Annotated in this window: 21 protein-coding genes; 6 read left to right on the top strand and 15 right to left on the bottom strand. The window is 34.7% G+C overall.

The annotated features are described in order from the left end of the window. Positions 1 to 23: 23 nt before the first annotated feature. The 3 genes from AC9UEH_RS05525 to AC9UEH_RS05515 all read right to left on the bottom strand — a co-directional run bounded on the left by AC9UEH_RS05525 (position 24) and on the right by AC9UEH_RS05515 (position 1,994). Positions 24 to 617 carry a LemA family protein gene (locus AC9UEH_RS05525; RefSeq protein WP_509529351.1) on the bottom strand — a complete coding sequence of 198 codons (594 nt, stop codon included), beginning with the start codon at positions 615 to 617 and terminating at the stop codon, positions 24 to 26. A gap of 67 nt (positions 618 to 684) precedes the next feature. After that, complete coding sequence (locus AC9UEH_RS05520; protein WP_509529349.1) at positions 685 to 1,017, bottom strand: MerR family transcriptional regulator; 333 nt, start codon at positions 1,015 to 1,017, stop codon at positions 685 to 687. Beyond that, positions 1,017 to 1,994 carry a M23 family metallopeptidase gene (locus AC9UEH_RS05515; RefSeq protein ID WP_509529347.1) on the bottom strand — a complete coding sequence of 326 codons (978 nt, stop codon included), beginning with the start codon at positions 1,992 to 1,994 and terminating at the stop codon, positions 1,017 to 1,019. The genes AC9UEH_RS05520 and AC9UEH_RS05515 overlap by 1 nt, the downstream gene beginning before the upstream one ends. Before the next feature lie 347 nt (positions 1,995 to 2,341). Here AC9UEH_RS05515 and alaS point away from each other — a divergent pair, with 347 nt between their 5' ends. After that, positions 2,342 to 5,005 (top strand): alanine--tRNA ligase, encoded by a 2,664-nt coding sequence (alaS, locus tag AC9UEH_RS05510; RefSeq protein WP_509529344.1) that lies wholly within the window; start codon positions 2,342 to 2,344, stop codon positions 5,003 to 5,005. Positions 5,006 to 5,088: 83 nt separating this feature from the next. On the opposite strand, the gene AC9UEH_RS05505 is transcribed toward alaS, so the two are convergent. After that, a complete protein-coding gene (locus tag AC9UEH_RS05505) occupies positions 5,089 to 5,490 on the bottom strand; it encodes a hypothetical protein (protein WP_509529342.1) in 402 nt (133 codons plus the stop codon). Positions 5,491 to 5,715: 225 nt separating this feature from the next. On the opposite strand from AC9UEH_RS05505, the gene AC9UEH_RS05500 reads away from it, so the two are divergent. Beyond that, complete coding sequence (locus AC9UEH_RS05500; protein ID WP_509529340.1) at positions 5,716 to 6,666, top strand: GSCFA domain-containing protein; 951 nt, start codon at positions 5,716 to 5,718, stop codon at positions 6,664 to 6,666. A gap of 227 nt (positions 6,667 to 6,893) precedes the next feature. Further along, the gene (locus AC9UEH_RS05495; protein ID WP_509529338.1) at positions 6,894 to 7,649 is read left to right on the top strand and encodes an enoyl-CoA hydratase/isomerase family protein; all 756 of its coding nucleotides are present in this window, start codon (positions 6,894 to 6,896) and stop codon (positions 7,647 to 7,649) included. Between the two features lie 2 nt (positions 7,650 to 7,651). On the opposite strand, the gene AC9UEH_RS05490 is transcribed toward AC9UEH_RS05495, so the two are convergent. The 9 genes from AC9UEH_RS05490 to AC9UEH_RS05450 form a co-directional block, all read right to left on the bottom strand. Beyond that, positions 7,652 to 9,397 (bottom strand): aromatic amino acid hydroxylase, encoded by a 1,746-nt coding sequence (locus AC9UEH_RS05490; RefSeq protein WP_509529336.1) that lies wholly within the window; start codon positions 9,395 to 9,397, stop codon positions 7,652 to 7,654. 274 nt (positions 9,398 to 9,671) lie between these two features. Continuing rightward, positions 9,672 to 10,916, bottom strand: a complete 1,245-nt coding sequence (ilvA, locus tag AC9UEH_RS05485; protein ID WP_509529333.1) for a threonine ammonia-lyase IlvA — start codon at positions 10,914 to 10,916, stop codon at positions 9,672 to 9,674. Between the two features lie 29 nt (positions 10,917 to 10,945). After that, entirely contained in the window at positions 10,946 to 12,424 is a 1,479-nt protein-coding gene (ilvC, locus tag AC9UEH_RS05480; RefSeq protein ID WP_509529331.1) for a ketol-acid reductoisomerase, read from the bottom strand. Positions 12,425 to 12,495: 71 nt separating this feature from the next. Beyond that, on the bottom strand, positions 12,496 to 13,083 hold the full coding sequence (ilvN, locus tag AC9UEH_RS05475; RefSeq protein ID WP_509529329.1) for an acetolactate synthase small subunit: 588 nt from the start codon (positions 13,081 to 13,083) through the stop codon (positions 12,496 to 12,498). A gap of 38 nt (positions 13,084 to 13,121) precedes the next feature. Further along, the gene (ilvB, locus tag AC9UEH_RS05470) at positions 13,122 to 14,879 is read right to left on the bottom strand and encodes a biosynthetic-type acetolactate synthase large subunit (protein ID WP_509529326.1); all 1,758 of its coding nucleotides are present in this window, start codon (positions 14,877 to 14,879) and stop codon (positions 13,122 to 13,124) included. A 54-nt stretch (positions 14,880 to 14,933) separates the two neighbouring features. Further along, positions 14,934 to 16,613: a dihydroxy-acid dehydratase gene (gene ilvD, locus AC9UEH_RS05465; RefSeq protein WP_509529324.1), complete on the bottom strand. Its 1,680-nt coding sequence runs from the start codon at positions 16,611 to 16,613 to the stop codon at positions 14,934 to 14,936. Positions 16,614 to 16,992: 379 nt separating this feature from the next. After that, positions 16,993 to 17,523: a DUF4136 domain-containing protein gene (locus AC9UEH_RS05460; RefSeq protein WP_509529321.1), complete on the bottom strand. Its 531-nt coding sequence runs from the start codon at positions 17,521 to 17,523 to the stop codon at positions 16,993 to 16,995. A gap of 50 nt (positions 17,524 to 17,573) precedes the next feature. Next, on the bottom strand, positions 17,574 to 19,598 hold the full coding sequence (gene hutU, locus AC9UEH_RS05455; protein ID WP_509529318.1) for a urocanate hydratase: 2,025 nt from the start codon (positions 19,596 to 19,598) through the stop codon (positions 17,574 to 17,576). A 26-nt stretch (positions 19,599 to 19,624) separates the two neighbouring features. Continuing rightward, positions 19,625 to 19,813 (bottom strand): C1orf53 family protein, encoded by a 189-nt coding sequence (locus AC9UEH_RS05450; RefSeq protein WP_509529316.1) that lies wholly within the window; start codon positions 19,811 to 19,813, stop codon positions 19,625 to 19,627. 172 nt (positions 19,814 to 19,985) lie between these two features. Between AC9UEH_RS05450 and AC9UEH_RS05445 the strand changes: the two genes are divergently transcribed. Genes AC9UEH_RS05445 through hemL form a run of 3 tightly spaced genes read left to right on the top strand, consistent with a single transcriptional unit; the run spans position 19,986 to position 23,051 of the window. After that, entirely contained in the window at positions 19,986 to 20,891 is a 906-nt protein-coding gene (locus AC9UEH_RS05445) for a 1-aminocyclopropane-1-carboxylate deaminase/D-cysteine desulfhydrase (RefSeq protein ID WP_509529313.1), read from the top strand. Beyond that, positions 20,891 to 21,739 (top strand): glucosaminidase domain-containing protein, encoded by an 849-nt coding sequence (locus AC9UEH_RS05440; RefSeq protein ID WP_509529311.1) that lies wholly within the window; start codon positions 20,891 to 20,893, stop codon positions 21,737 to 21,739. Before AC9UEH_RS05445 ends, AC9UEH_RS05440 begins: the two co-directional genes overlap by 1 nt. A 25-nt stretch (positions 21,740 to 21,764) precedes the next feature. After that, positions 21,765 to 23,051: a glutamate-1-semialdehyde 2,1-aminomutase gene (gene hemL, locus AC9UEH_RS05435; RefSeq protein ID WP_509529308.1), complete on the top strand. Its 1,287-nt coding sequence runs from the start codon at positions 21,765 to 21,767 to the stop codon at positions 23,049 to 23,051. Between the two features lie 50 nt (positions 23,052 to 23,101). Here hemL and AC9UEH_RS05430 read toward each other — a convergent pair whose 3' ends face one another. Both AC9UEH_RS05430 and AC9UEH_RS05425 read right to left on the bottom strand, forming a co-directional pair. Beyond that, a complete protein-coding gene (locus AC9UEH_RS05430; RefSeq protein ID WP_509529306.1) occupies positions 23,102 to 23,482 on the bottom strand; it encodes a hypothetical protein in 381 nt (126 codons plus the stop codon). Between the two features lie 59 nt (positions 23,483 to 23,541). After that, positions 23,542 to 23,928: a hypothetical protein gene (locus tag AC9UEH_RS05425; RefSeq protein ID WP_509529303.1), complete on the bottom strand. Its 387-nt coding sequence runs from the start codon at positions 23,926 to 23,928 to the stop codon at positions 23,542 to 23,544. Between the last annotated feature and the right edge of the window lie 23 nt (positions 23,929 to 23,951).

Below are 23,951 nucleotides of genomic sequence, written 5' to 3'. Positions count from 1 at the left end.
TCCTTTGGAGGGGTTGGGGAGCATTAGAATTTTACTTCAACTGGTTTTTCAGCACCAACAGCAGCTTCGAAATAAGGTTTTTCTTTGAATCCAAACATCCCTGCAAATATAGAATTTGGGAATGTTTTAATGTGTGTATTATATGGTTTCACCGCTTCATTGAAACGCGTTCTTGCGGTCAAAATTTGGTTTTCTGTACTCGCCAATTCATCTTGCAATTTCAAGAAATTCTCGTTGGCTTTCAAGTCAGGATATTTCTCAACAGAAACTAATAAACGAGACAAAGAAGAACTTACCCCCGATTGCGCTTTGTTGAATTCTGTCAATTGTGCAGGTGTAATATTTCTTGGGTCAATAGTTACCGCAGTTGCTTTGGCACGTGCTTCAATAACGGCAGTCAAAGTACTTTTTTCAAAATCTGCAGCACCTTTTACAGTGTTTACTAAATTTCCAATCAAATCATTTCTTCGTTGATAAGACGTTTGAACATTACCCCAAGATTCGTTAATATCTTGCTCGTAAGTCACGGCTGTATTGTTAATTCCTTTAACCCAGCTGTATATCCCAATGATAACAACTACTGCAATAATCCAAGGTAATAATTTTTTAAAATCCATTTTTGTTTAATTTAAAGTTTACTATTTATTTGTTTATTTCTATTTCCCCCTTCGGGGGTTAGGGGGCCTATAATTCTAATTTAATCGCATTCAATTGCATTTTTATACTTTCCAATTTGCTGATAATTTCATATTTATCCAAGGTTTTTTTCTGACCTTCTTTCAAATGGGTTTTGGCACCTTCCAATGTAAATCCGCGTTCTTTGACCAAATGAAATATCAATTTCAAATTAGAAACATCTTCTGGTGTAAACATCCTATTCCCTTTTGCGTTTTTCTTGGGTTTCAAAATGTCAAATTCCTTGTCCCAAAAACGGATTAATGATGCATTTACATCAAATGCTTTGGCCAATTCGCCAATGCTGTAGTACCTTTTGTCCGCCGATAACTCTATATGCATTAGTCTAAAGATTGATTTTCTTGATTCGCAATTTTTGAAATAGCAACATATTCTGCCGCTGAAATATTTCCATAATAAAAATTCAAAGGATTCACTACTTCACCATTTTTATGAACCTCATAATGCAAATGTGGCGCTTCCGAACGCCCTGTGCTTCCCACATAACCTATAATATCGCCCCGTTTTACATGTTGACCAACGCGTGCTTTATATTTACTCAAATGCGCATACAACGTTTCGTAACCAAAACCATGCCGAATTACAATGTGATTTCCAAATCCTGATGCTGCATTGTCCGCTCTCGCTACAACACCATCGCCTGAGGCAAATACTGGAGTTCCCATTTTGGCAGTAAAATCCATTCCTTCATGAAATTTTCTTGCTTTCGTAAACGGATCACTTCTATACCCAAAACCCGAAGCCATTCGCTTCAAATTCTCATTTCTCACAGGTTGAATTGCCGGAATAGCAGCCAATAATTTTTCCTTACTTTTTGCCAATTTCAAAATTTCATCCAATGATTTCGACTGAACCACAAGCTCTTTCGAAAGCACATCAACCCTTTTTGTAGTGTTGATTACCAATTTTGAATTGTCGTAACCTTCTAAATTCTTATACCGATTTTCTGTTCCAAAAACTGCCTTTCTGTCTTCTTCAGATATCGGAGAAGAGTTAAAATAGGCACGATACAAATTATTATCTCGGTCTTCAATCGAATTTAAAACTTCATCCACTTGGTCCATTTTTCGGTTCAAAATCCCATATCTAATCTTTAAATTCTCAATTTCTCGAGCTTGAAACTTATCTTTTGGTGTTTTAAGAAAAGGAGTGTTCAATAAAGCCACAAAAGCCAAAAATCCAAATAAAGACGAAGCCAACAAAAACAGCATAAAATAAGCAAAACTCCTTCTTTTTAAAGGGGTAATAATTTTATAGGCCAAACTTTCTGTGTCGTAATAATACTTTACCTTCGCCATGTTTTAAAAATATGCTATTTTTGCACTTTGTAAAAATAAGTTTTATAAATTTACAAAGCGTTGGAAAAACAAATTTAGTAAATGTTTCAGTAGTTCCCCGCTTTTTTTAACACTATTTTATGTGCCTATTCCAGCTTTCCGTTGCAAGTTCTCGTTTTGAAATCTTTTTTTCTACGAGCCAGCAGGAGCTTCCTTTGGTCGCTCTGCCAGCTCAAGAAAAAATAAATTTCAAAATCTCGAAGCTTTCCACTGCAATCTGGGGCAAAAACGTTAATCCGTTGATTTGGGTATTCGTTCATACGAAAACCAAATAACCGATTAACCAAATAACCGAATAAACAATAACAATGAAATCACAAGACGTAAGAAAACAATTTTTAGATTTTTTTGAAAGCAAAGGACATTTAATAGTTCCATCCGCGCCAATCGTCCTAAAAGATGATCCCACCTTGATGTTCAATAACTCAGGAATGGCGCAGTTCAAAGAATATTTTTTGGGTAATGCAATCCCAAAAAGTGCCCGAATTGCCGATACCCAAAAATGTCTTCGTGTTTCAGGAAAACATAATGATTTAGAGGAAGTCGGAATTGATACCTACCACCATACCATGTTCGAAATGCTCGGTAACTGGTCTTTTGGTGATTATTTCAAAAAAGAAGCGATTCATTGGGCTTGGGAATTATTAACCGAAGTCTACAAAATACCAAAAGACATTCTCTACGTTTCTGTTTTTGAAGGAAATTCAGAGGAAAATGTTCCTTTCGACCAAGAAGCTTATGATATTTGGAAAACCTTAATTTCCGAAGACCGAATTATCCTTGGAAACAAAAAAGACAATTTCTGGGAAATGGGCGAGCAAGGTCCTTGTGGTCCTTGTTCAGAAATTCACGTTGACATTCGTTCAGCCGAAGAAAAAGCAAAAATTTCTGGTAAAGATTTAGTCAACAACGACCATCCGCATGTGGTGGAAATTTGGAACAACGTTTTCATGGAATTCAACCGTAAAGCCGACGGTTCTCTTGAAAAATTACCAGCACAACACGTGGATACAGGAATGGGTTTTGAACGTTTGTGTATGGTTTTGCAAGGAGTTCAATCCAATTATGACACGGATGTTTTTACGCCAATTATTCAACATATTGAAAAAATTACTGGAGCAACTTTTGTACGGAAAAGTCAAGACTTGTCCCTTGAACAGGAAAAAATCAATATCGCCATTCGCGTTATTGCCGATCACGTTCGTGCCGTCGCTTTTGCAATTGCCGATGGACAATTGCCTTCAAATACAGGTGCTGGATATGTAATTCGTAGAATTCTGCGTCGTGCGATTCGTTACGGATTTACATTTTTGAATTCTAAAGAAGCTTTTATATTTCAATTAGTAGAAACCTTGAGTAACCAAATGGGAAGTTCGTTTCCAGAAATTATTGCCCAGAAAAACTTGGTTATGAATGTAATTCGAGAAGAAGAAAATTCTTTTCTTAGAACTTTAGATCAAGGATTACAATTGTTAGAAAATGTAATAATTGAATCAGATTCTGTTCCCCCTTCGGGGGTTAGGGGGATTTCAGGACAAAAAGCATTTGAATTATACGATACTTTTGGTTTTCCAATCGATTTAACGGCATTGATATTAAGAGAAAGAGGACTTGAATTGGACGAAGCTGGTTTTGATAAAGCGATGCTCGAACAAAAAACACGTTCTCGCGCTGCATCAGAAGTTTCAACAGAAGATTGGACTTTATTGGCAGAAGGAAATACAGAATCATTTGTAGGGTACGATTTAGCCGAAAATGAAGTGAAAATCACTCGTTTTCGTAAAATTGACAGTAAAAAAGACGGTGTTTTGTTCCAAATAGTTTTAAACAACACCCCTTTTTATCCTGAAGGTGGAGGACAAGTTGGTGACAAAGGAATCCTCACCCCAACCCTCTCCAAAGGAGAGGGAGTTATCGACATTATAGATACTAAGAAAGAAAACAACTTGATTTTGCATTTGGCTAAAAAGTTGCCTGAAAATGTAAATGCCAGTTTTGTAGCCAAAGTAAACCAAGATTTAAGAAGTTTGTCATCAAGAAATCACTCGGCAACGCACTTGATGCACCAAGCTTTGAGAAGTATTTTGGGAACCCATGTAGAACAAAAAGGGTCATTGGTAAATCCAAATTATTTGCGTTTTGACTTTTCGCATTTTGCAAAAATGACGGAAACCGAATTGCAACAAGTGGAAGATTTTGTAAACGCAAGAATTCAAGAGCAATTGCCCTTAATTGAACGCAGAAACATTCCATTTGCACAAGCAGTTTCAGAAGGAGCAATGGCGCTTTTTGGAGAGAAATATGGAGATGAAGTTCGCGCAATTAAATTTGGTGAAAGCATGGAATTGTGTGGTGGAATCCACGTGAATAATACAGCCGAAATCTGGCATTTCAAAATTGTTTCTGAAGGTGCAGTTGCTGCGGGAATTCGTCGTATCGAAGCCATTACAAGTGATGCCGTAAAAACGCATTTTGCTTCTAATGAAAATACGTTGAATGAAGTAAAAGAAGCGTTGAAAAACCCACAAGATATTTTGAAAGCAGTTCAGTCTTTGCAAGACGATAACGCAAAACTTTCGAAACAAATCGAGGTTTTTGTAAAAGACAAAGTCAAATTTATGAAAGCTGCGTTAACAGCTGAAATCCAACAAATAAACGGAATTCAATTCTTAGCAAAACAAGTAGATTTAGATCCAAATGGCGCTAAGGATTTGGCTTATGAATTAGGAACTTTAGGAACTAATGTATTTGTAGTTTTGGCTACAGCCGAAGAAGGAAAACCAACGATTAGCTGTTATATATCGAAAGAATTAGTTGCTGAAAAAGCATTAAACGCTGGAAATGTAGTTCGTGAATTAGGTAAATTCATTCAAGGTGGCGGAGGAGGACAACCGTTCTTTGCAACTGCTGGAGGAAAAAATACCGCTGGAATCCCAGAAGCTTTGGCGAAAGCAATTGATTTTATAAAATAGAAATATTGAAATTATATTAAAAGTGATACCCTTTCAAATTAATTTTTGAAAGGGTTTTTGTGCATAAGGAACTTTGCTAAAAATTAGTTTGCTTTAGCTGCTTCTTTTTGTGCTTTTTGAACATCTTTGAAAGATTTGTATTTCTCTGCTCCTAATAGTTCTTTTAGTTTTCCGTTTGAAACATTATAATATTCTTTATTCTTAGCTTTTCTATCCTCATCTGAAAGTGAAGCATCCGCTTTTAAAGTTTTTCCAAAAGCAGAATTTTCTTCCATTATTACTCTAACTTTTTGTTGTTCTTCGTCAGTAACTCCAGCTGTTTTAAACGCTTCTAATAAATCCGACTCTTTTTTGGCTTTTGCTGCCGCTTTGTCTTCTTTAGACATTGTCTTTTCTTGAGGAGCTTTAACTGCTTCTTTTTCTTGCGCTTGAACTCCTGTAAAAGCAAAACCCACTGCGATAATTGTTGTAAGTAAATGTTTCATTTCTGTTAATTTGTTTGTTTATTTATACTCTTTTAATAATTTGTTTCACAAATATAATTAAAAATTCATCTGAATTCTGTAAAATATTTTTTTTAAGACTTTTTTAAGTCAAAGCCCAAATAATCAATTTAATTCAAGTTTAAATCAAGTAAATTTGTATTATTGCTATACTGTAAAGAAAGACAGCCTCTATAAAAAGAATGGTTATTTTAACAACTTATATTTATGAATTTTACAACTAAAGCACCCATTTCAAAATCGAATTTTCCAATCGATTATTCATCAAAAATTGTATCTTTAGGCTCTTGTTTTGCTGTAAATATCGCAGAAAAATTTGCTTATTTTAAGTTTCAAAATACTTGTAATCCTTTTGGAATTTTATTTCATCCTTTAGCAATCGAAAAAATAATTTCGAAATCCTTAAACTTGAATTTTTTTACTGAAGAAGATATTTTTTTTCATAATGAACGCTGGCATTGTTTCGATGTTCATTCAGATGTAAGCAATGCAAATAAGGAAGAGTTTCTACAAGTAGTAAACGAATTTATAAAAACCACAAATAAACAAATAACAGAAGCTTCACATATAATTATTACTTATGGAACTTCCTGGGTTTATCGCAATAAACAAACTGAAAAAGTAGTTGCCAATTGCCATAAATTGCAGCAAAATCAATTTGACAAGGAAATTTTATCAGTTGCAACTATTGAAAAATCGATTCAAAATACAATTGGTTTAATCGAAAAAATAAATCCAAATTGTGCTATTATTTTTACTATTTCACCAGTTCGCCACATCAAAGATGGTTTTGTAGAAAATCAACGAAGTAAAGCAAATTTAATTTCCGCTTTACATTCGACTTTTGACCTTCGACATTTGACAAAAGGGTATTTTCCTTCCTACGAAATTATGATGGACGAACTTCGAGATTATCGGTTTTATGCTGAAGACATGTTGCATCCATCTCAAGTAGCTATTGATTATATTTGGAAACGATTTTGTGAAGCAACAATTTCTGAAAATGCATTTCCAACAATTGAAGCTGTCGAAACAATCCAAAAAGGGTTGTCTCATCTGCCTTTTAATCCCAATTCTGAAAGCCATTTGAAATTCTTGAATCAATTAAAATCAAAAATAAATAAGCTAAAAAGTGAATTTCCTTTTATGAAATTTTAGCTACAATTTTCTCTGTAAACTTTGCCATCCACCACCTTTTATTGCGTCAATTCTATTTTGTTTTAAGATTGAAGTCGATTTATAACTTCGCAAAGTAAAATGTGGAAATGAATAAATTTGTAACAATAGTTACTTTACTTTGAAATAAATTCTACATTTGATGTAAATATAACGAATTCAATAATTTGCTTGATTTATTTCTAAAAAAAGCATATTAATTAGTATAAATGACAGCATCATACATAAAACAAGATATTAAAAATGGAATTGCAACCATTTCATTTTATCATCCAGAACAGAATTCATTACCTTCAGATTTATTAATTACTTTGTCTCAAACAATTGAAAAGATTGGTAATAATGAAGCTGTGAAAGTAGTGATTTTAAAAAGTGATGGTGACAAAACTTTTTGTGCAGGTGCTAGTTTTCAAGAATTATGTGCAATAAATGATGAAGAAACGGGAGTGTTATTTTTCTCTGGCTTTGCTAATGTTATCAATGCCATTAGAAAATGTCCGAAAATAATCATTGGAAGGATACAAGGAAAAGCAGTTGGCGGCGGAGTTGGAATTGCAGCTGCCTCAGATTATTGTTTGGCATCACAATTTGCATCAATAAAATTAAGTGAATTAACTATTGGTATTGGTCCTTTTGTAGTTGCACCAGCAATAGAACGGAAAATTGGTTTGGCAGCATTTTCACAATTATCATTAGACGCAACGTCTTTTTTTAGTGCTCAATGGGCTCAAAATAAAGGTTTATATTCGTCAGTTTATGAAAGTAATGATGATCTTGATAAAGCAGTTTTCGCATTAGCACAAAATCTTGCTAATTATAACCCAGAAGCTCTAACTGCTTTAAAAAAAATCCTTTGGAAAAATACTGAAAATTGGGACGAACTCCTCAAAGAACGAGCCGCAATTAGTGGCAAATTAGTTTTATCTCTATTTACAAAAGAAGCGTTGAAGCGTTTTCAAAAATAGTTTTAATAAATGAATAATTTTAATCCATTTTCTATTAGATTACTAACTTCGGGTTTTTTTAATTTCAATTTTTCAAGATGATTTAAGACAATTTCCAACGAAGAAGTTGCTTTTTCACTGTGCAAAATCTCAGCAATTTCGAGTGGTAAAAGCCAATCGTTAGAATATTTATGACTTACATTTTTAAATATTCCAAATGCTTTATCCGCATCAATTTTCCCTTCTCGCATCGAACGAATTTCTTTGTAAAAAGATTCCAATTCTGCTCTTTCAGGTGATATGATTGCTTTAATGGTCTTACTGTTTGGCAAATGTGTAATCAAATCAAAACTGTTGCAATCTGCAGGGCCAGAAAAAGCAGAAACAATTTTTTTTCCTACTGCCATATCGTAGCGTCCCCATTCTGGACTAAAAAGAGTCTGCTTATTATGAGTTACCGTACAATTTTCAAAACTTATAATAATAATTGCCCCTTGAAGGTTTCTTGAACCCGTAATAATTTTTCCTGAAACGGTTATTTCACCCTCAAATTCTAGTGTAACATTTTCTCCCTCGTAAATTCCATACGCTTTTAAGTCTTTTGGACTCATGTCTTCAATAGCGAGATTTATTCCTTTTAATTTTCCAATTGGACTTCCAAAACCCTCAGAATGATGATTAGTTCCGTGCCCAACCAATTCTTTTTCTCTATTCGCTAAAGCAGTTTTTCCTTGCGTTTGAATATAAACTGGCTTTCCGCCAAATTCAATAATGTTCGAAAAAACTCCCGAAATTTGAAGTCCTGTACTTAATTCAATTGTTCCGTTTGACTTCGAGTGAATCAGTTTTATAATTCCAGACAACCCACCTGTTCGTAAAGCCATTTTATTAGCAAATTCTTCCAAAACATAACTCAAATAGGCGAAATCTGGAGTTACATAAAGTTGAGGTTGGGGTTTGGTAATGTCGAAACTTTGATTTGCAGCAGCAATATCATAGGGAATTTTCTTAACTTTATTAGTCATGCATAAAGCACTTTCGCCTATGGAAGACAACAAACCAGCGCCGTAAATTTTAGGATTTTCAACGGTTCCTATTAAACCATATTCTACAGTCCACCAATGCAAATTTCTGATTTGTGCCATTTCTGACATTTCTCCCGAGTTATTTTGAAGGTCATTTACACTTTTTTCTGCAGCATCTATAACCGATTGCGGCGTATTTTCCGCTTCTTTTACAATAGATAGTAACCTAATTGCTTCATACATTTCATAATCAAATGCAGACGAAATTGCTTTACATCCGATTTCTCCAAAACGACGTAAATATTCAGCATATTCTGGGTTGGCAATAATTGGTGCGTGACCAGCTCCCTCATGAATAATATCAGGTGCTGGCGTATATTCGATATGTTCCAATTGACGAATATCTGAGGCAATTACTAACACATTGTAAGCCTGAAATTCCATAAAAGCATTCGGCGGAATAAACCCATCAACGGCTACAGCAGCCCATCCAATTTCTTTCAGAATACGATTCATCCCATACATATTTGGGATGTTTTCTATTTCAAGGCCAGTCTTTTTTAATCCATTTAAATACGATTCGTGAGCTACTTTTGATAAATAACTTACGTTTTTTCGCATCACATACCGCCATACCGCTTGGTTTATTGGTGTATAATCAGAATATTCTTGAGGTTTTATAAATTGTTTTAAATGCGACGGAAGCCGCTCAATAAGTGGATTACTTTCAAATGGTGCTTTCATAATTAAACCGAATAGGTAACTGTAAAAGTACTATTTTTTTAAGGTAATGTCCAATATAAATTGTCAATTTCTTAGTTTTTGCCCTATTTTTTTAAATTATTAGGAGCTAATCCCCGCTGTACATTGCAAGTCCTCACTTGAAAAAGTGTTTTTCCAGGCCATAAAAAGAGCTTCCTTCGGTCGCTTTTTTACGTTAGGAAAAACTACTTTTTCAAGTTCCGGGCTTTCCATTTCCATCAGGGCTAGGGTAGTTGGAGTAAGGAGTAATTTTTTTCTAACCAATTAATTGCGCAAATAATTCCTCTTTGTCATTCAAATAATTGAATTGAAATCCTTTGCTGTTCATTCTCGTTTTGATAGCCAAAACATCGGTTCTGTTTTTGAGTTCCAAACCAACAATAACTGGTCCCGATTCCCGACTGTTTTTCTGCTTGAATTGGAAATAGGTAATATCATCTTCAGGACCTAAAATATCATTTACAAATTCCTTCAAAGCACCTGGTCGTTGTGGAAATTGAATCATAAAATAATGCATTAAGCCTTCATAGAGTAAAGAACGCTCTTTGATTTCTGCCGTTCTTTCAATGTCATTATTACTTCCGCTGACAATACAAACCACAGTCTTATCTTTGATTTTATCTTTGTAAAAATCCAAAGCCGCAATGCTCAATGCGCCCGCAGGTTCTACAACCATTGCTTCTTCATTGTACAATCGTAAAATTGTTGTACACACCTTTCCTTCAGGAACAAGGATTACATCGTCAATATTATTTTTACAAATTTCAAAATTCAGCGAACCAACTTGCTTCACGGCAGCACCATCTACAAATTTATCAATATTTTCTAATCTCGTATTCGTTCCGTCTGCCAAGGCAGTTTTCATTGATGGCGCACCTTCAGGTTCAATACCAATTATTTTTGTATTTGGACTTAACTTTTTGAAAACGGTAGAAAGACCAGAAATTAAACCACCACCACCAACGGGTACAAATATATAATCAATAGCAATTGTAGCAACATCCAAAATTTCTAAACCTACAGTTCCTTGTCCCGCAATTACTTTTATGTCATCAAAAGGCGGAATAAAAGGAAGGTTATTTTCAGATGCATAATCAAATGCTTTCGTATAGGCATCGTCAAAAGTATCGCCAGTAAGTACAATTTCAACAAACTCTTTTCCGAACAATTGAACTTGTTTTATCTTTTGTTTCGGTGTGGTTTTAGGCATATAAATCTTGCCCTTTATTTTTAGTAAATGACAAGAATACGCAACACCTTGTGCGTGATTTCCCGCACTTGCACAAACAATTTCTTGGGTTTTATCGGCATCAGAAAGAGTGCTGATTTTATTGTATGCACCTCGAATTTTATAGGAACGCACCACTTGCAAGTCTTCTCTTTTTAAAAGAACAGTTGCTTGAAATTCTTCGGATAGATTTCTGTTTTCAGTTAGCGGAGTAGGAAAAACTACTCCGTCTAACTGAATTTGGGCTTGCATTACTTCTTCAAATACATTCATATTTTTTATCCAAAAGGATGGTAAATTTGTTATTCAACAATTTTTTTCATTGCAGTCATTATCTCGCGAAGTTCTGCTCCACAAATTTCAATAGAATGGTTTCGAATCGCTGCATTTACTTTAACCAATTCAAAATTATCAACGCTTCCATTTGCGGAATCATTATAGTTATTCCCGATTAAATTCGTGTTAACTTTGCTCATAAAATCAGCCAAAAGTGGTTTACAAGCGTGATCAAATAAATAACATCCGTATTCTGCAGTGTCAGAAATTACCCGATTCATTTCATATAATTTCTTACGCGCAATCGTATTTGCAATTAGCGGCGCTTCGTGCAAAGATTCGTAATAGGCAGATTCATTTTTGATTCCAGATAAAGTCATCGTTTCATAAGCCAATTCAACGCCTGATTTTACAAATGCAACTAATAAAGTAGCATTGTCAAAATAGTCTTGTTCGGATATTTCTACTGCTCCTGCTGCTGTTTTTTCAAAATCTGTTTCGCCAGTTGCGGCTCTCCAAGTCAATAAATTTTTATCGTTTTCAGCCCAATCTTCCATCATTGTTTTTGAAAATTCTCCAGACAAAATATCGTCCATGTGTTTCACGAATAAAGGACGCATTATGTCTTTTAATTCTTCAGATAATTTGAATGCTTCGATTTTAGCAGGATTGGATAAACGATCCATCATATTGGTAATTCCACCAATTTTCAAGGCTTCGGTAACTGTTTCCCAACCGTATTGAACCAATTTTGACGCATACGAAGCTTCAATTCCTTTTTCTACCATTTTATTGAAACTTAGGATAGATCCTGTTTGCAATAATCCACATAGAATGGTTTGTTCACCCATTAAATCTGATTTTACTTCCGCTACAAAAGAAGACAGTAAAACCCCTGCTTTGTGACCGCCAGTTCCAACGCAATAGGCTTTTGCAATTTGCAAACCATCGCCATTTGGATCATTATCCGAGTGAACAGCAATAAGTGTCGGCACTCCAAAACCACGCAAATATTCAGCACGAACTTCCGAAGCTGGTGATTTTGGCGCAATCATAACAACGGTAATGTCTTTTCGGATTTGAATTCCTTCTTCTACAATATTAAAACCGTGAGAATAAGACAAGCAAGAGCCTTTTTTCATCAAAGGAATAATTTTATTGACAACAGAAGTATGTTGTTTGTCGGGCGCCAAATTAGAAACTAAATCCGCAGATGGGATTATTTCTTCAAAAGTTCCGACTTCAAAACCATTTGCTACAGCATTTTGATAAGAGGCACGATTGCCCTCAATGGCTTCTTTTCTCAAAGCGTAAGCCACTGTAAGTCCGCTGTCTCTCATATTTTGACCTTGAGCCAATCCTTGAGCGCCACATCCAATGATGACAATCTTTTTACCAACTAGATAGTTCACGCCATCAGAAAATTCGCTACTTAACATTAAATCACATTTTCCTAATTCTTGAACCTTTAGTCGGTGAGGAAGTGAATTGAAATAATTTGACATTTTTTTTAAATTTTTGCTTTAGGCTATATGCAATAGGCTTTAAGCGGTTAGTGTTTATTTTTTTTTTATTTTTACATTTGAAAAATCATGCTTTTATGATTCAAAAATTCGTTGTTAATTGGTTTTTTAGTGGGATCATTTTTTTCCATATCCAAAACCTTTTTATGAACGCCTTCACTCGATTTTATGATGGCGATTCTCGAACTTCGTACAAATTCTATTAAGCCATATTTACCTAATTCGGTAAGTAAGTTGTTAATTTCGTCGTCCTGACCAGTCGCTTCAAAAACAGTATAATCTTCACGTATTACAACAGCTTTTGCTCCATATTCCCGCAGTAAACGCTCTACTTTTACCTCTTTCATAATGATGGAAGTTGGCACTTTGTACATTGCCATTTGTTGCCAAACGATTTCTTCATTGGTATTAGCATAAACCTTGAAAACATCTACAATTTTCTCTAATTGACGCACAATATTATTGACAACGTTTTCTGTTTCAATAATTACAATCGTGAATCTGTAGATTTTGTCAATTTCACTTGGTGAAGAATTCAAACTCTCTAAATTGATTTTTCGTCTCGAAAAAATAATCGCGATTTTGTTGAGTAAACCAACTTGATTTTCTGTGTAAACCGATAATGTATATTCTTTTTTCATTTTAATATTTTTTAGATTTCCTTATAAATTGGGTAATCCTAAATTTCTTCTTTGCTTAATACAATTTCTGCAACTCCTTTTCCTTGCGGTACCATCGGAAACACATTGTCTTCGTGAAGTACTGCTACTTCTAATAAAAACGAATTTGGATGGTCTAGCATTTCTTTCAAACTAGCTCTTAATTCTTCCCTTTTTGAAATTTGTTTTCCATCAATTCCATAAGCATTGGCTACTTTTACAAAATTGGGGCTTTGAATATCAGTGAAGGAATATCTTTTTTCGTGGAATAATTCTTGCCATTGGCGCACCATTCCAAGAAAACTATTATTCAAAATCAGAATTTTAACATTGGGTTTAAATTGCATAATCGTTCCCAATTCTTGGATGTTCATTTGCGCACCACCATCGCCCATAATTGCAACAACGTGTCTTTCGGGAGCGCCAAATTTTGCTCCAATAGCAGCAGGAAGTGCAAATCCCATAGTTCCTAAACCACCACTCGTAATATTACTGCGTGATATATTTTGTTTTGTATAACGGCAAGCTACCATTTGGTGTTGCCCAACATCGGTAACAATTACGGCATTTCCATCGGTTAATTCATTCAAAACATTCATCACTTCTCCCATCGTCAATCCGCCTTCTGTTGGATTTAGTTCTTTGGTAATTAATAATGAAGTTTCTTTTTCTTTTCTAATTTCAAATTCATTCATCCATTCAGGATGTGTTTTTGTATCCAATAATTCAGTTAGTAGGGGTAACGTTTCCTTACAATTTCCCCAAACTGGAACTGTAGTTTGCACATTTTTATCAATTTCAGCAGGATCAATATCCAAATGAATAATTTGTGCTTGTTTTGCATATTTATCCAAACGCCCGGTAACTCGGTCGTCAAATCGCATTCCAACGGCAATTAAAACATCACATTCGTTAGTCAAAACATTTGGGCCATAATTTCCGTGCATTCCTAACATTCCAACTCCAAGTGGATGATCTGTTGGCATAGCACTCATTCCCATTATCGTCCAAGCAGCGGGAAGTCCAGCTTTTTCAATGAAATTTGTAAATTCTTTTTCAGCATTTCCAAGTATAACCCCTTGACCAAAAATCACAAATGGTTTTTTTGCATTGTTGATTATAGTCGCAGCTTTTTCGATATATTCCATTCGAACAATTGATTCTGGTCGGTAACTACGGATGTGAATGCAGGGTCTGTAACCAATATATTCAAACATTTGCAATTGTGCGTTTTTTGTAATGTCAATTAAAACTGGACCTGGACGACCCGTTTTTGCTATATAAAAAGCCTTCGCTAAAATTTCAGGTATTTCAGAAGCGTCTGTAATTTGGTAATTCCATTTCGTAATCGGCATCGTAATATTGATAATATCCGTTTCTTGAAAAGCATCGGTACCTAATAAATGAGCAAAAACCTGCCCTGTAATACAAACTAAAGGGGTTGAATCTATCAATGCATCCGCCAATCCAGTAACCAAATTGGTAGCGCCGGGACCACTTGTTGCAAATACAATTCCTGTTTTTCCACTCACTCTTGCATATCCTTGCGCTGCGTGAATTGCCCCTTGTTCGTGACGAACGAGAATGTGATTTAGTTTGTCTTTAAAGTCGTAAAGTGCATCGTAAATGGGCATAATTGCTCCACCCGGATAACCAAATATTGTATCAACGGATTCAGATAGTAAAGCATCAATAACTGCTAAACTTCCAGTTGTCGTGAGTCTCTTAGTCTCTAAAGGCGGCAATGTTTGCGATAATGTGTTTGTGGAATTATTCATATTTATATGTAAAATATTTTATTAATCTGGTAATTGGATTTTACTTTAAATTTTCTATGCTTCGTCGGTTACGCAACCTTCCGATGCGTCTTTTACCAATCGCGTATATTTATATAAAACACCGTTGGTTACTTTTAATGGTGGTGTAACAAACAATTGTCTTCTTTTTTCCAATTCTGCATCAGAAATTGCAAGGTGAATTGTGTTGTTTACAGCATCAATTTCAATGATATCTTCGTCTTTTACAAGTGCAATTGTTCCTCCGTCATACGCTTCAGGAGTAATATGACCAACTACAAACCCGTGAGTTCCACCGCTGAATCTTCCATCTGTAATAAGAGCAACACTTTTTCCTAATCCTGCTCCAATAATTGCAGAAGTTGGTTTTAACATTTCAGGCATTCCCGGACCACCTTTTGGACCAACATATCGAATAACAATTACATCTCCAGCTTTAATTTTTTGGTCTTCAATTCCTTGAATGAGTTCTTTTTCACCATCAAAAACTTTTGCTGGTCCTGTAAATTTTTCACCTTCTTTTCCAGTTATTTTTGCTACAGAGCCTTTGACAGCCAAATTCCCATATAATATTTGAAGATGCCCTGTTTTCTTAATCGGATTTTCAATTGGACGAATTATATTTTGATCATCAAAATTGATGTCCACAATATCTTTTAAGTTTTCTGCTATTGTTTTCCCAGTAACCGTCATACAATTTCCGTGAAGCATTCCTTTGCTTAAAAGGTATTTCAACACCATTGGAATACCCCCTTTTTCGTGAAGATTTTGCATTAGATAATTACCTCCCGGTTTAAAATCTGCAATTAATGGAGTGGTATCACTAATTCTCTGGAAGTCGTCCTGCGTAATTTTAACTCCAATGCTTTTTGCCATAGCAATAATATGTAGAACGGCATTCGTGCTTCCTCCAAGAGCAATTAATGTCGTAATTGCATTTTCAAAAGCGTCGAAAGTCATAATGTCTTTGGGGCAAATATTTTTTTCTAAAAGTAATTTTATATAATGAGCTGCCTGTTTGCATTCCTCAATTTTTTCGTTACTCACAGCAGGGTTTGAACTTGAGTAGGGGAGGCTCATTCCAAGAGCTTCAATTGCAATTGCCATAGTGTTTGCAGTGTACATTCCGCCACACGCACCAGCACCAGGACAAGAATTTTTAATGATTCCTTTGAATTCTTCTTCGGATATTTTTCCTGCAATTTTTTCTCCCAAAGCTTCAAATGCAGAAACAATGTTAAGGTCTTTTCCTCGATATTTACCAGGAGCAATAGTGCCTCCATAAACCATAATCGAAGGACGATTTAATCGCCCCATTGCAATTATGGCACCTGGCATATTTTTATCGCAACCTGGAACTGCAATCACGGCGTCATAATAATGACCAGCAACAACACTTTCAATGCTGTCGGCAATAATTTCTCGGCTCACTAACGAATACCGCATTCCATCAGTTCCATTTGTAATTCCGTCACTAATTCCAATAGTATTAAATATTAAACCTACCATTTCAGCCGCATTTACTTCGACTTTTATGTAGGATGCAAGGTGATTTAGATGCATATTACAGGTATTTCCGTCATAACCCATCGAAGCAATTCCAATAAAAGGTTGAGCTAATTCTTTGTCGGTCAAGCCAATGCCATATAACATTGCTTGTGATGCAGGTTGTGTAGGGTCTTGCGTTACGGTTTTACTGAATTTATTTAATTCCATATTTTTTACACCATATTTATAGTTCAACTAATCATAGTTTATTTATTTAACAAAATTAATATTGTTTTGTGTTTCAACATTCTTATTTTTAAATGCTTTACAGTGTTAAATAGTTTATTTATTCATGTAAATATTTGAAAATCATTTATTTGCATCTAAATTTTTACGATACTTAATACCTTTTATTATTTCTAATTAGTCTAATAAAAATCAAACTAAATTATATTTACTGTTTCATTATACCTTTTCGATTGGATTACTTCATAATTATAATAACTATTTTTTTGATTTTTTGTAATAAAAAAAACCCCCCGAGTTGGGAGGTTAATAAATTGTTTTTGCTAATTAGAAGATTTTCAATGAAAAATAAAAAATTTAACTATTTTTCGGGTGGAAACTGCGCTAAAATTTTTGAAACAAATTCATTAATTCTAGCTTCTTTTTCATTTCTAACTTTTGTCAAGTAGCCTTCGCCCTCACCTTGCCAAACAAGCTCTTTTTTCTTAGCATCTATTAAATCGATGTAAAGCGTACCTTCGGTTGATGAAGTTACATAGGTTTGTCCACCCCATGAATAAGGATTCCACCCGAATCCCCAGCCATATCCCCAACTTGTATTGTATTGGTTTACATCTATTTGTTCTCTTTCCTTAGTAAAAATAGTAACTAATAAATCGGGTGTTTCGCTTTTTGTAATTCCTTTTTTGGTCATTTCAACATCAATAGCCCTAAGAATTCTTTTTTTATCTAAGTCCGAAATTTGCACTTTGTCAACACCGCTTTTTTGAAAAGCATAGGTTTTATATTGACTGAAATCTACATTTTTGTCATAATCTGAATTTACTCTAACTGAGCTGCAAGAACTCATAATTAGAATCATAAACACTGAGATAATTTTAATTGCTTTCATAATCATTTGAATTTATAAATTTAATATTTATTTGTTGTTTGTTGTTTCAACTATAATAAAGAATCATCAACAAGATTCGGTAGTGTGACTTTTAATAATGGCTCGGCAGCCATTGCTCTTTTAATTGCGAAAATAGCACCTTCGTTTCGTGCCCAACTTCGTCTTGAAATTCCGTTGTTGACATCCCAAAAAAGCATTGATTGTAAGCGCTTTGAAGCCTCTTTACTACCATCAAGAACCATACCAAATCCACCGTTAATTACTTCGCCCCAACCTACGCCGCCGCCATTGTGAATAGAAACCCAAGTGGCACCACGAAAGCTATCGCCAATAACATTTTGTATCGCCATATCTGCTGTAAATCGGGAACCGTCATAAATATTTGAGGTTTCACGATAAGGCGAATCGGTGCCTGATACATCATGATGATCTCGCCCTAAAATGACAGTTTCAATTTCCCCTTTTGCAATTGCTTGGTTGAAAGCTTCGGCAATTTTCACACGTCCTTCGGCATCTGCATATAAAATTCGAGCTTGAGAACCAACGACCAATTTATTTTCCTGCGCTCCTTTTATCCAATGAATATTATCCGCCATTTGTTGCTGAATTTCTATTGGAGAATGTTGTATCATTTCCTCTAAAACTTGACAAGCAATAGCATCTGTTTTGGCTAAATCTTCTGGTTTTCCAGAGGCGCAAACCCATCTAAAAGGACCAAATCCATAATCAAAACACATGGGACCCATAATATCTTGCACATAACTCGAATATTTGAAATCAATTCCATTTTGCGCCATTACTTCTGCACCAGCGCGAGAAGCTTCCAATAAAAAAGCATTTCCATAATCAAAGAAATACGTTCCTTTTGCATTGTGTTTGTTGATTGCCGCAGCATGTCTTCGTAACGATTCTTGCACTTTTTCTTTGAATAGTTCGGGATTGTTAGCCATCATTTCGTTGGCAGCTTCAAAGGAAATTCCTGCTGGATAATACCCGCCAGCCCAAGGATTGTGCAAGGAAGTTTGATCGCTTCCCAAATCTATATGGATGTTTTCTTCATCAAATTTCTCCCAAACTTCAACGCTGTTACCGAGATAGGCAATGGAAACTATTTCTTTATTGGCTTTCGCCAAAGTAACTCTTTTGACCAATTCATATAAATCTTCAATGATTTCATTTACCCAACCTTGATTGTGTCGAAGGTGCGTAATTTTAGGATTTACTTCGGCACAAACTGTTATGCAACCGGATATATTTCCTGCTTTTGGTTGCGCACCGCTCATTCCACCCAAACCAGATGTTACAAATAAACCTCCAGAAGGACTTTTTTTAATTTTTCTAAAACCATTCAAAACCGTAATTGTAGTTCCGTGAACAATTCCTTGAGGTCCAATATACATGTAACTTCCAGCTGTCATTTGCCCATATTGTGAAACACCTAATGCATTAAATTTTTCCCAATCATCAGGTTTTGAGTAATTTGGAATTACCATTCCGTTAGTAACCACCACACGAGGTGCTTCTTTGTGAGAAGGAAACAACCCCATTGGATGCCCAGAATACATCGTCAATGTTTGCTCGTCAGTCATTTCAGCTAAATATTTCATCGTCAGGCGGTATTGTGCCCAATTTTGAAAAACGGCACCATTTCCACCATAAGTAATTAATTCATGCGGATGTTGGGCTACGGCATAATCCAAATTATTTTGAATCATCAACATAATGGCTTTTGCTTGCTCACTTTTTCCTGGATATTCTGAAATTGGACGGGCATACATTTTATAATCGGGACGCAAACGGTACATATAAATCCTTCCGTACGTTTCTAATTCCTCGGAAAATTCCTTAACTAAAACTGCATGATCTTTGGGTTCAAAATACCGTAAAGCATTGCGAAGCGCTAACTTTTTCTCTTCTGCCGATAATATTTCTTTTCGTTTTGGAGCGTGATTTATTTCTGTTTCAAACCTTTTTGGTTGTGGCAAAACAGTCGGAATTCCTTCTTGTATTTGTTCTTGAAAAGTTCCACTTTCAGTTATAGATGGAATTGAGCTGCTTGAAATAGTATCTTTCATTTTAGTACGTTTTGAACCGTGATTTATTATTCGTAATTTTTTCTGATTTTCCCTTTTGGAGTTAAAGAGCCATTATAAGGACAATGCCGACAGCCACTTTTGCAGCAATATCCTCGCTTTAAATGATGTTTTTCGGTAAAGCATTTATAACCTTCGGGTGTTAAATAGAAATCTTCACCTTCTATTAATTTTTCTTCATTATTGGTTTCCTTCATACCTACAAATTTATAAACTTTAAAGTTAAAGTAAAGTATCGTTACGAAATATTTAATAAAAGAGAAATTTGAATTTTTATAATTTATCAATTGTTTGTTTTACTATTGTTTCTATTAAAATAAATATGTTTTTAGTTGATATGACTTACCTTTGTAATAAATTGCATTATAAATGAAATTTAAGGTTTTCAACCAACAAATAAATCTTCCATTTCCAAACGAAATCACTTTGCATATAAAACGTGAAGACTTGATTCATCCTTTTATTTCAGGGAATAAATTCAGAAAATTAAAATACAATTTGCTTCAAGCAAAAGCAGAAGGAAAATCGAAATTAATCACTTTTGGCGGTGCTTTTTCTAATCATATTGCCGCTGTTGCGTATGCTGGAAAGGAAAATAGCCTCGAAACTATTGGTATAATTCGTGGTGATGAATTAGAATCTAAAATTTCAGAAAATCCCACATTGACTTTTGCTCAAAATTGTGGAATGAAATTTGAATTTATAAATAGAGAAGCCTATAAAGAGAAAACATCGACTTCATTTATTGAAAAATTAAAAAAACATCATGGTGATTTTTATTTAGTGCCAGAAGGAGGAACAAATATGCTTGCCGTGAAAGGTTGTCAAGAGATATTAACACCCGAAGACACTGATTTTACTCATATTTGTTGTGCAATTGGAACAGGCGGAACGATTTCCGGATTAATCAATTCGGCAAAACCCAACCAAAAAATAATTGGTTTTCCAGCCCTAAAAGGTGATTTTTTGTCAGATGATATTCGTAAATTTGTAAAGTATTCAAATTGGGAAGAACAATCGGATTATCATTTTGGGGGTTACGCAAAAATAAATGAAGCATTAATCCGTTTTATAAATGATTTTTATAAAAAAACCAATATTCCATTAGATCCAATTTATACAGGCAAAATGATGTTCGGAATTGTAGATTTAATTCATAAAGGCTATTTCCCGAAAGGGTCTAAAATACTAGCCATTCACACCGGCGGACTTCAAGGAATTGAAGGAATGAATAGAAAACTTAAAAATAAAAATTTACCCTTAATTGCTATATAATGATTAGAAAATTGTCCCTGCTTTTTGTGGTATTTTTAGTGTCAAGTTGCAGTTCTAAAAGAGTTGTAATTCAAACCTCAAAATCAGGTAAGTCTAGAACTCACACAAATGTTATTGTCAAAACATCTACCGAAAATTCTACTTCTGAAAGTATTTCTTCTGAAGGAAATTCATCAAAAACTGAAATTCTTGAAGCCACAACAAGAGTAAAAGTTACCACCGAAATTGTTTTGGCGTATATTTTTCAATATAAGGACATTGCAAAAAATAATATGAAACAATTTGGAATTCCATCTAGCATTTGCCTTGGGCAAGGAATTTTAGAATCAGGCGCAGGAACCGGACCATTGAGTTCTTTGGCGAACAATCATTTTGGGATTAAATGTCATCAAGATTGGACAGGACCATCAGTAAAATATGACGATGATAGCGCTCAAGAATGTTTCAGAAAATACAATCAAGGAAGCGAATCTTATAACGATCACGCACTTTTTTTAAAAGGTAGAAAATGGTATGAGCCTTTGTTTAAATTAGATAGAGACGATTATAAAGGATGGGCAAAAGGGTTGAAAGCTGCTGGTTATGCCACAGATCCAAAATATCCTGAAAAATTAATTGCCATTATTGAACGCTATCATTTAGACCAATATGATGCTGAGGTTTTGGGTAACGATTATGTTATAAAATCAGTTGAAACCAATTCAAATTTGAAGGAATATCAAGTTATAAAAGGCGATACATTGTATTCGATTTCCAAGAAATTCAATGTGTCAATAGACGATTTAAAAAAGAAAAATAATATTTCCGACAATCCACTTTCCATTGGTCAGAGTTTAATTGTCGAATAAATAACTTCACAAATATTAAATAAAAATGTTGTATCAAAGAAGCAGTAAATTATTTGCAGAAGCAGAACAAGTAATACCGGGAGGCGTAAATTCGCCTGTTCGCGCGTTTAAAGCCGTTGGGGGAACACCGATTTTCGCAAAAAGTGCAAAGGGTGCGTATGTATTTGATGAAGATGGAAACCGATTTATAGATTATATAAATTCTTGGGGACCAATGATTTTGGGACACGCTTTTCCGCCTGTTGTAGCTGCTGTTATTGAAAAAGCAAAATTGGGAACTTCGTTTGGAATGCCCACAGAAATGGAAACTCAAATTGCGGCATTAGCAATAAAAATGGTGCCTGGAATTGATAAAATCCGTTTTGTAAATTCAGGAACAGAAGCTTGTATGAGCGCCATTCGATTGGCGAGAGGTTTTACTAAAAAAGACAAAATAATCAAATTTGCTGGTTGCTATCACGGGCATTCCGATTCTTTTTTGATTCAAGCGGGAAGTGGAGCCGTAACTTTTGGTTCGCCAAATAGTCCCGGCGTTACCGAAGGCACGGCAAAAGACACTTTATTGGCAAAATACAATGATTTTAAAAGTGTAAAAACACTTGCTGAAGCCAATAAAAATGAAATTGCGGCAATAATAATTGAACCAGTTGCTGGTAATATGGGTTGTATTCCTCCCAATAAAGGGTTTTTAGAAGCGTTACGCCAAATTTGCACAGACAACTCTATTTTATTAATTTTTGATGAAGTAATGACGGGTTTCCGTTTGGCAAAAGGTGGAGTTCAAGAATTGTTGAATGTGAAAGCCGATATTGTCACTTTTGGAAAAGTAATTGGTGGTGGATTGCCTGTTGGTGCATTTGCCGCGAGAGCAGAAATTATGAATTACTTAGCGCCTTTAGGCCCAGTTTATCAAGCGGGAACTTTGTCGGGAAATCCGTTGGCAATGGCTGCTGGATTGGCAATGTTAAAAGCGTTAAATGAAGATGAAGCGGTGTTTCAAAGATTATCTGATAAAACTATTTATTTGGAAAATGGAATTCAAAAAGCACTTTCTTCGAATGGGATCGCTTTTACAATTAACAGAATTGGTTCTATGATTTCGGTTCATTTTGATGCGGCACCTGTTGTTGACTTTCAAAGTGCTGCAAAAGGCGATAATGAAACGTTCAAGAATTTTTTTCACGGCTTGTTAAACGAAGGAATTTATATAGCCCCATCGGCTTATGAAAGTTGGTTTATAACCGATGCATTAACCTATGAAGATTTGGATTTTACAATCCGAGCAATTGAAAAGGTTGCAGAAACTTTATAATAAAAAAAGGGCTTTCAAATTTGAAAGCCCTTTTTTATGAATATAAAATCTTATTTTTTAGTTTCTATGGCATCTGTACTTAACAATTGATTGTAAAGTGCAGAATTTGCCTTTAATTTTTCAAGTTGATTAGAGTCTATTGTTGCTTCAATTTTTAAACCAACAATCCTTGACATTTCTTTTCTGCTTTCAACAGTTTCAGATTTGTTTTGCATTACTTGGTGCTTCATTTCGAAAAGTCCGATAAAGGCAATTTTTGAAGTTTCACTAAGACCTAAAAACTCAGAGATTGCAATGCCATCTTTTTTGGCAGCTTGTTCAGGAGTATCAATAACAACTTCCTTAGCATTGATAATTTTCTTCTTGATTTGAGCATTTAAATTTACGCTAAAACAAAGCATCATTAAACCTGCAATAATTATTTTTTTCATGAGAACTTATTTAAAATGAATTCAAATATAAATATTTTTTCTTTAAAAAAAAAATTTGCTTATTTATCTTCCGTTTTTTCTCCTTTTTCTTCTCTTTTTTCTTTCATTTTCTCTTTCCTTTCTGCTTGGATTTTGTCCCATTTAGCATTTTGTTCTGGAGTAAGAATTTTACTGATTTTATCTTTCATCATCATACGGTCTTCTTTTGTTGGCTTGTTGTCATTAGTTTCTCTTTTAGCTTGTGCCTCTGAAAGTAATGTACTCATTTGTTTTTGCTGAGATTCAGTTAATCCCAAATCTTTAGTCATTTTTTTTAATGCTTTTTCGCCTCTTTCAGCTGGAGACATTTTCTCCATTGGGTCTTTTTTATCATTTTCTTTTTTCTCAACTTGTGCAAATGTTGTAAATCCTACAACTAAAAATGCAGCCACAATTAATTTTTTCATTTTCGATTTTTTAATTTATTTTA

The sequence above is a fragment of the Flavobacterium sp. genome (genome assembly GCF_040402835.1).
In the GTDB taxonomy this organism is placed as follows: domain Bacteria; phylum Bacteroidota; class Bacteroidia; order Flavobacteriales; family Flavobacteriaceae; genus Flavobacterium.
Note: the sequence above shows the minus strand (reverse complement) of the source record. Positions and strands in the feature narration are given on the sequence as shown.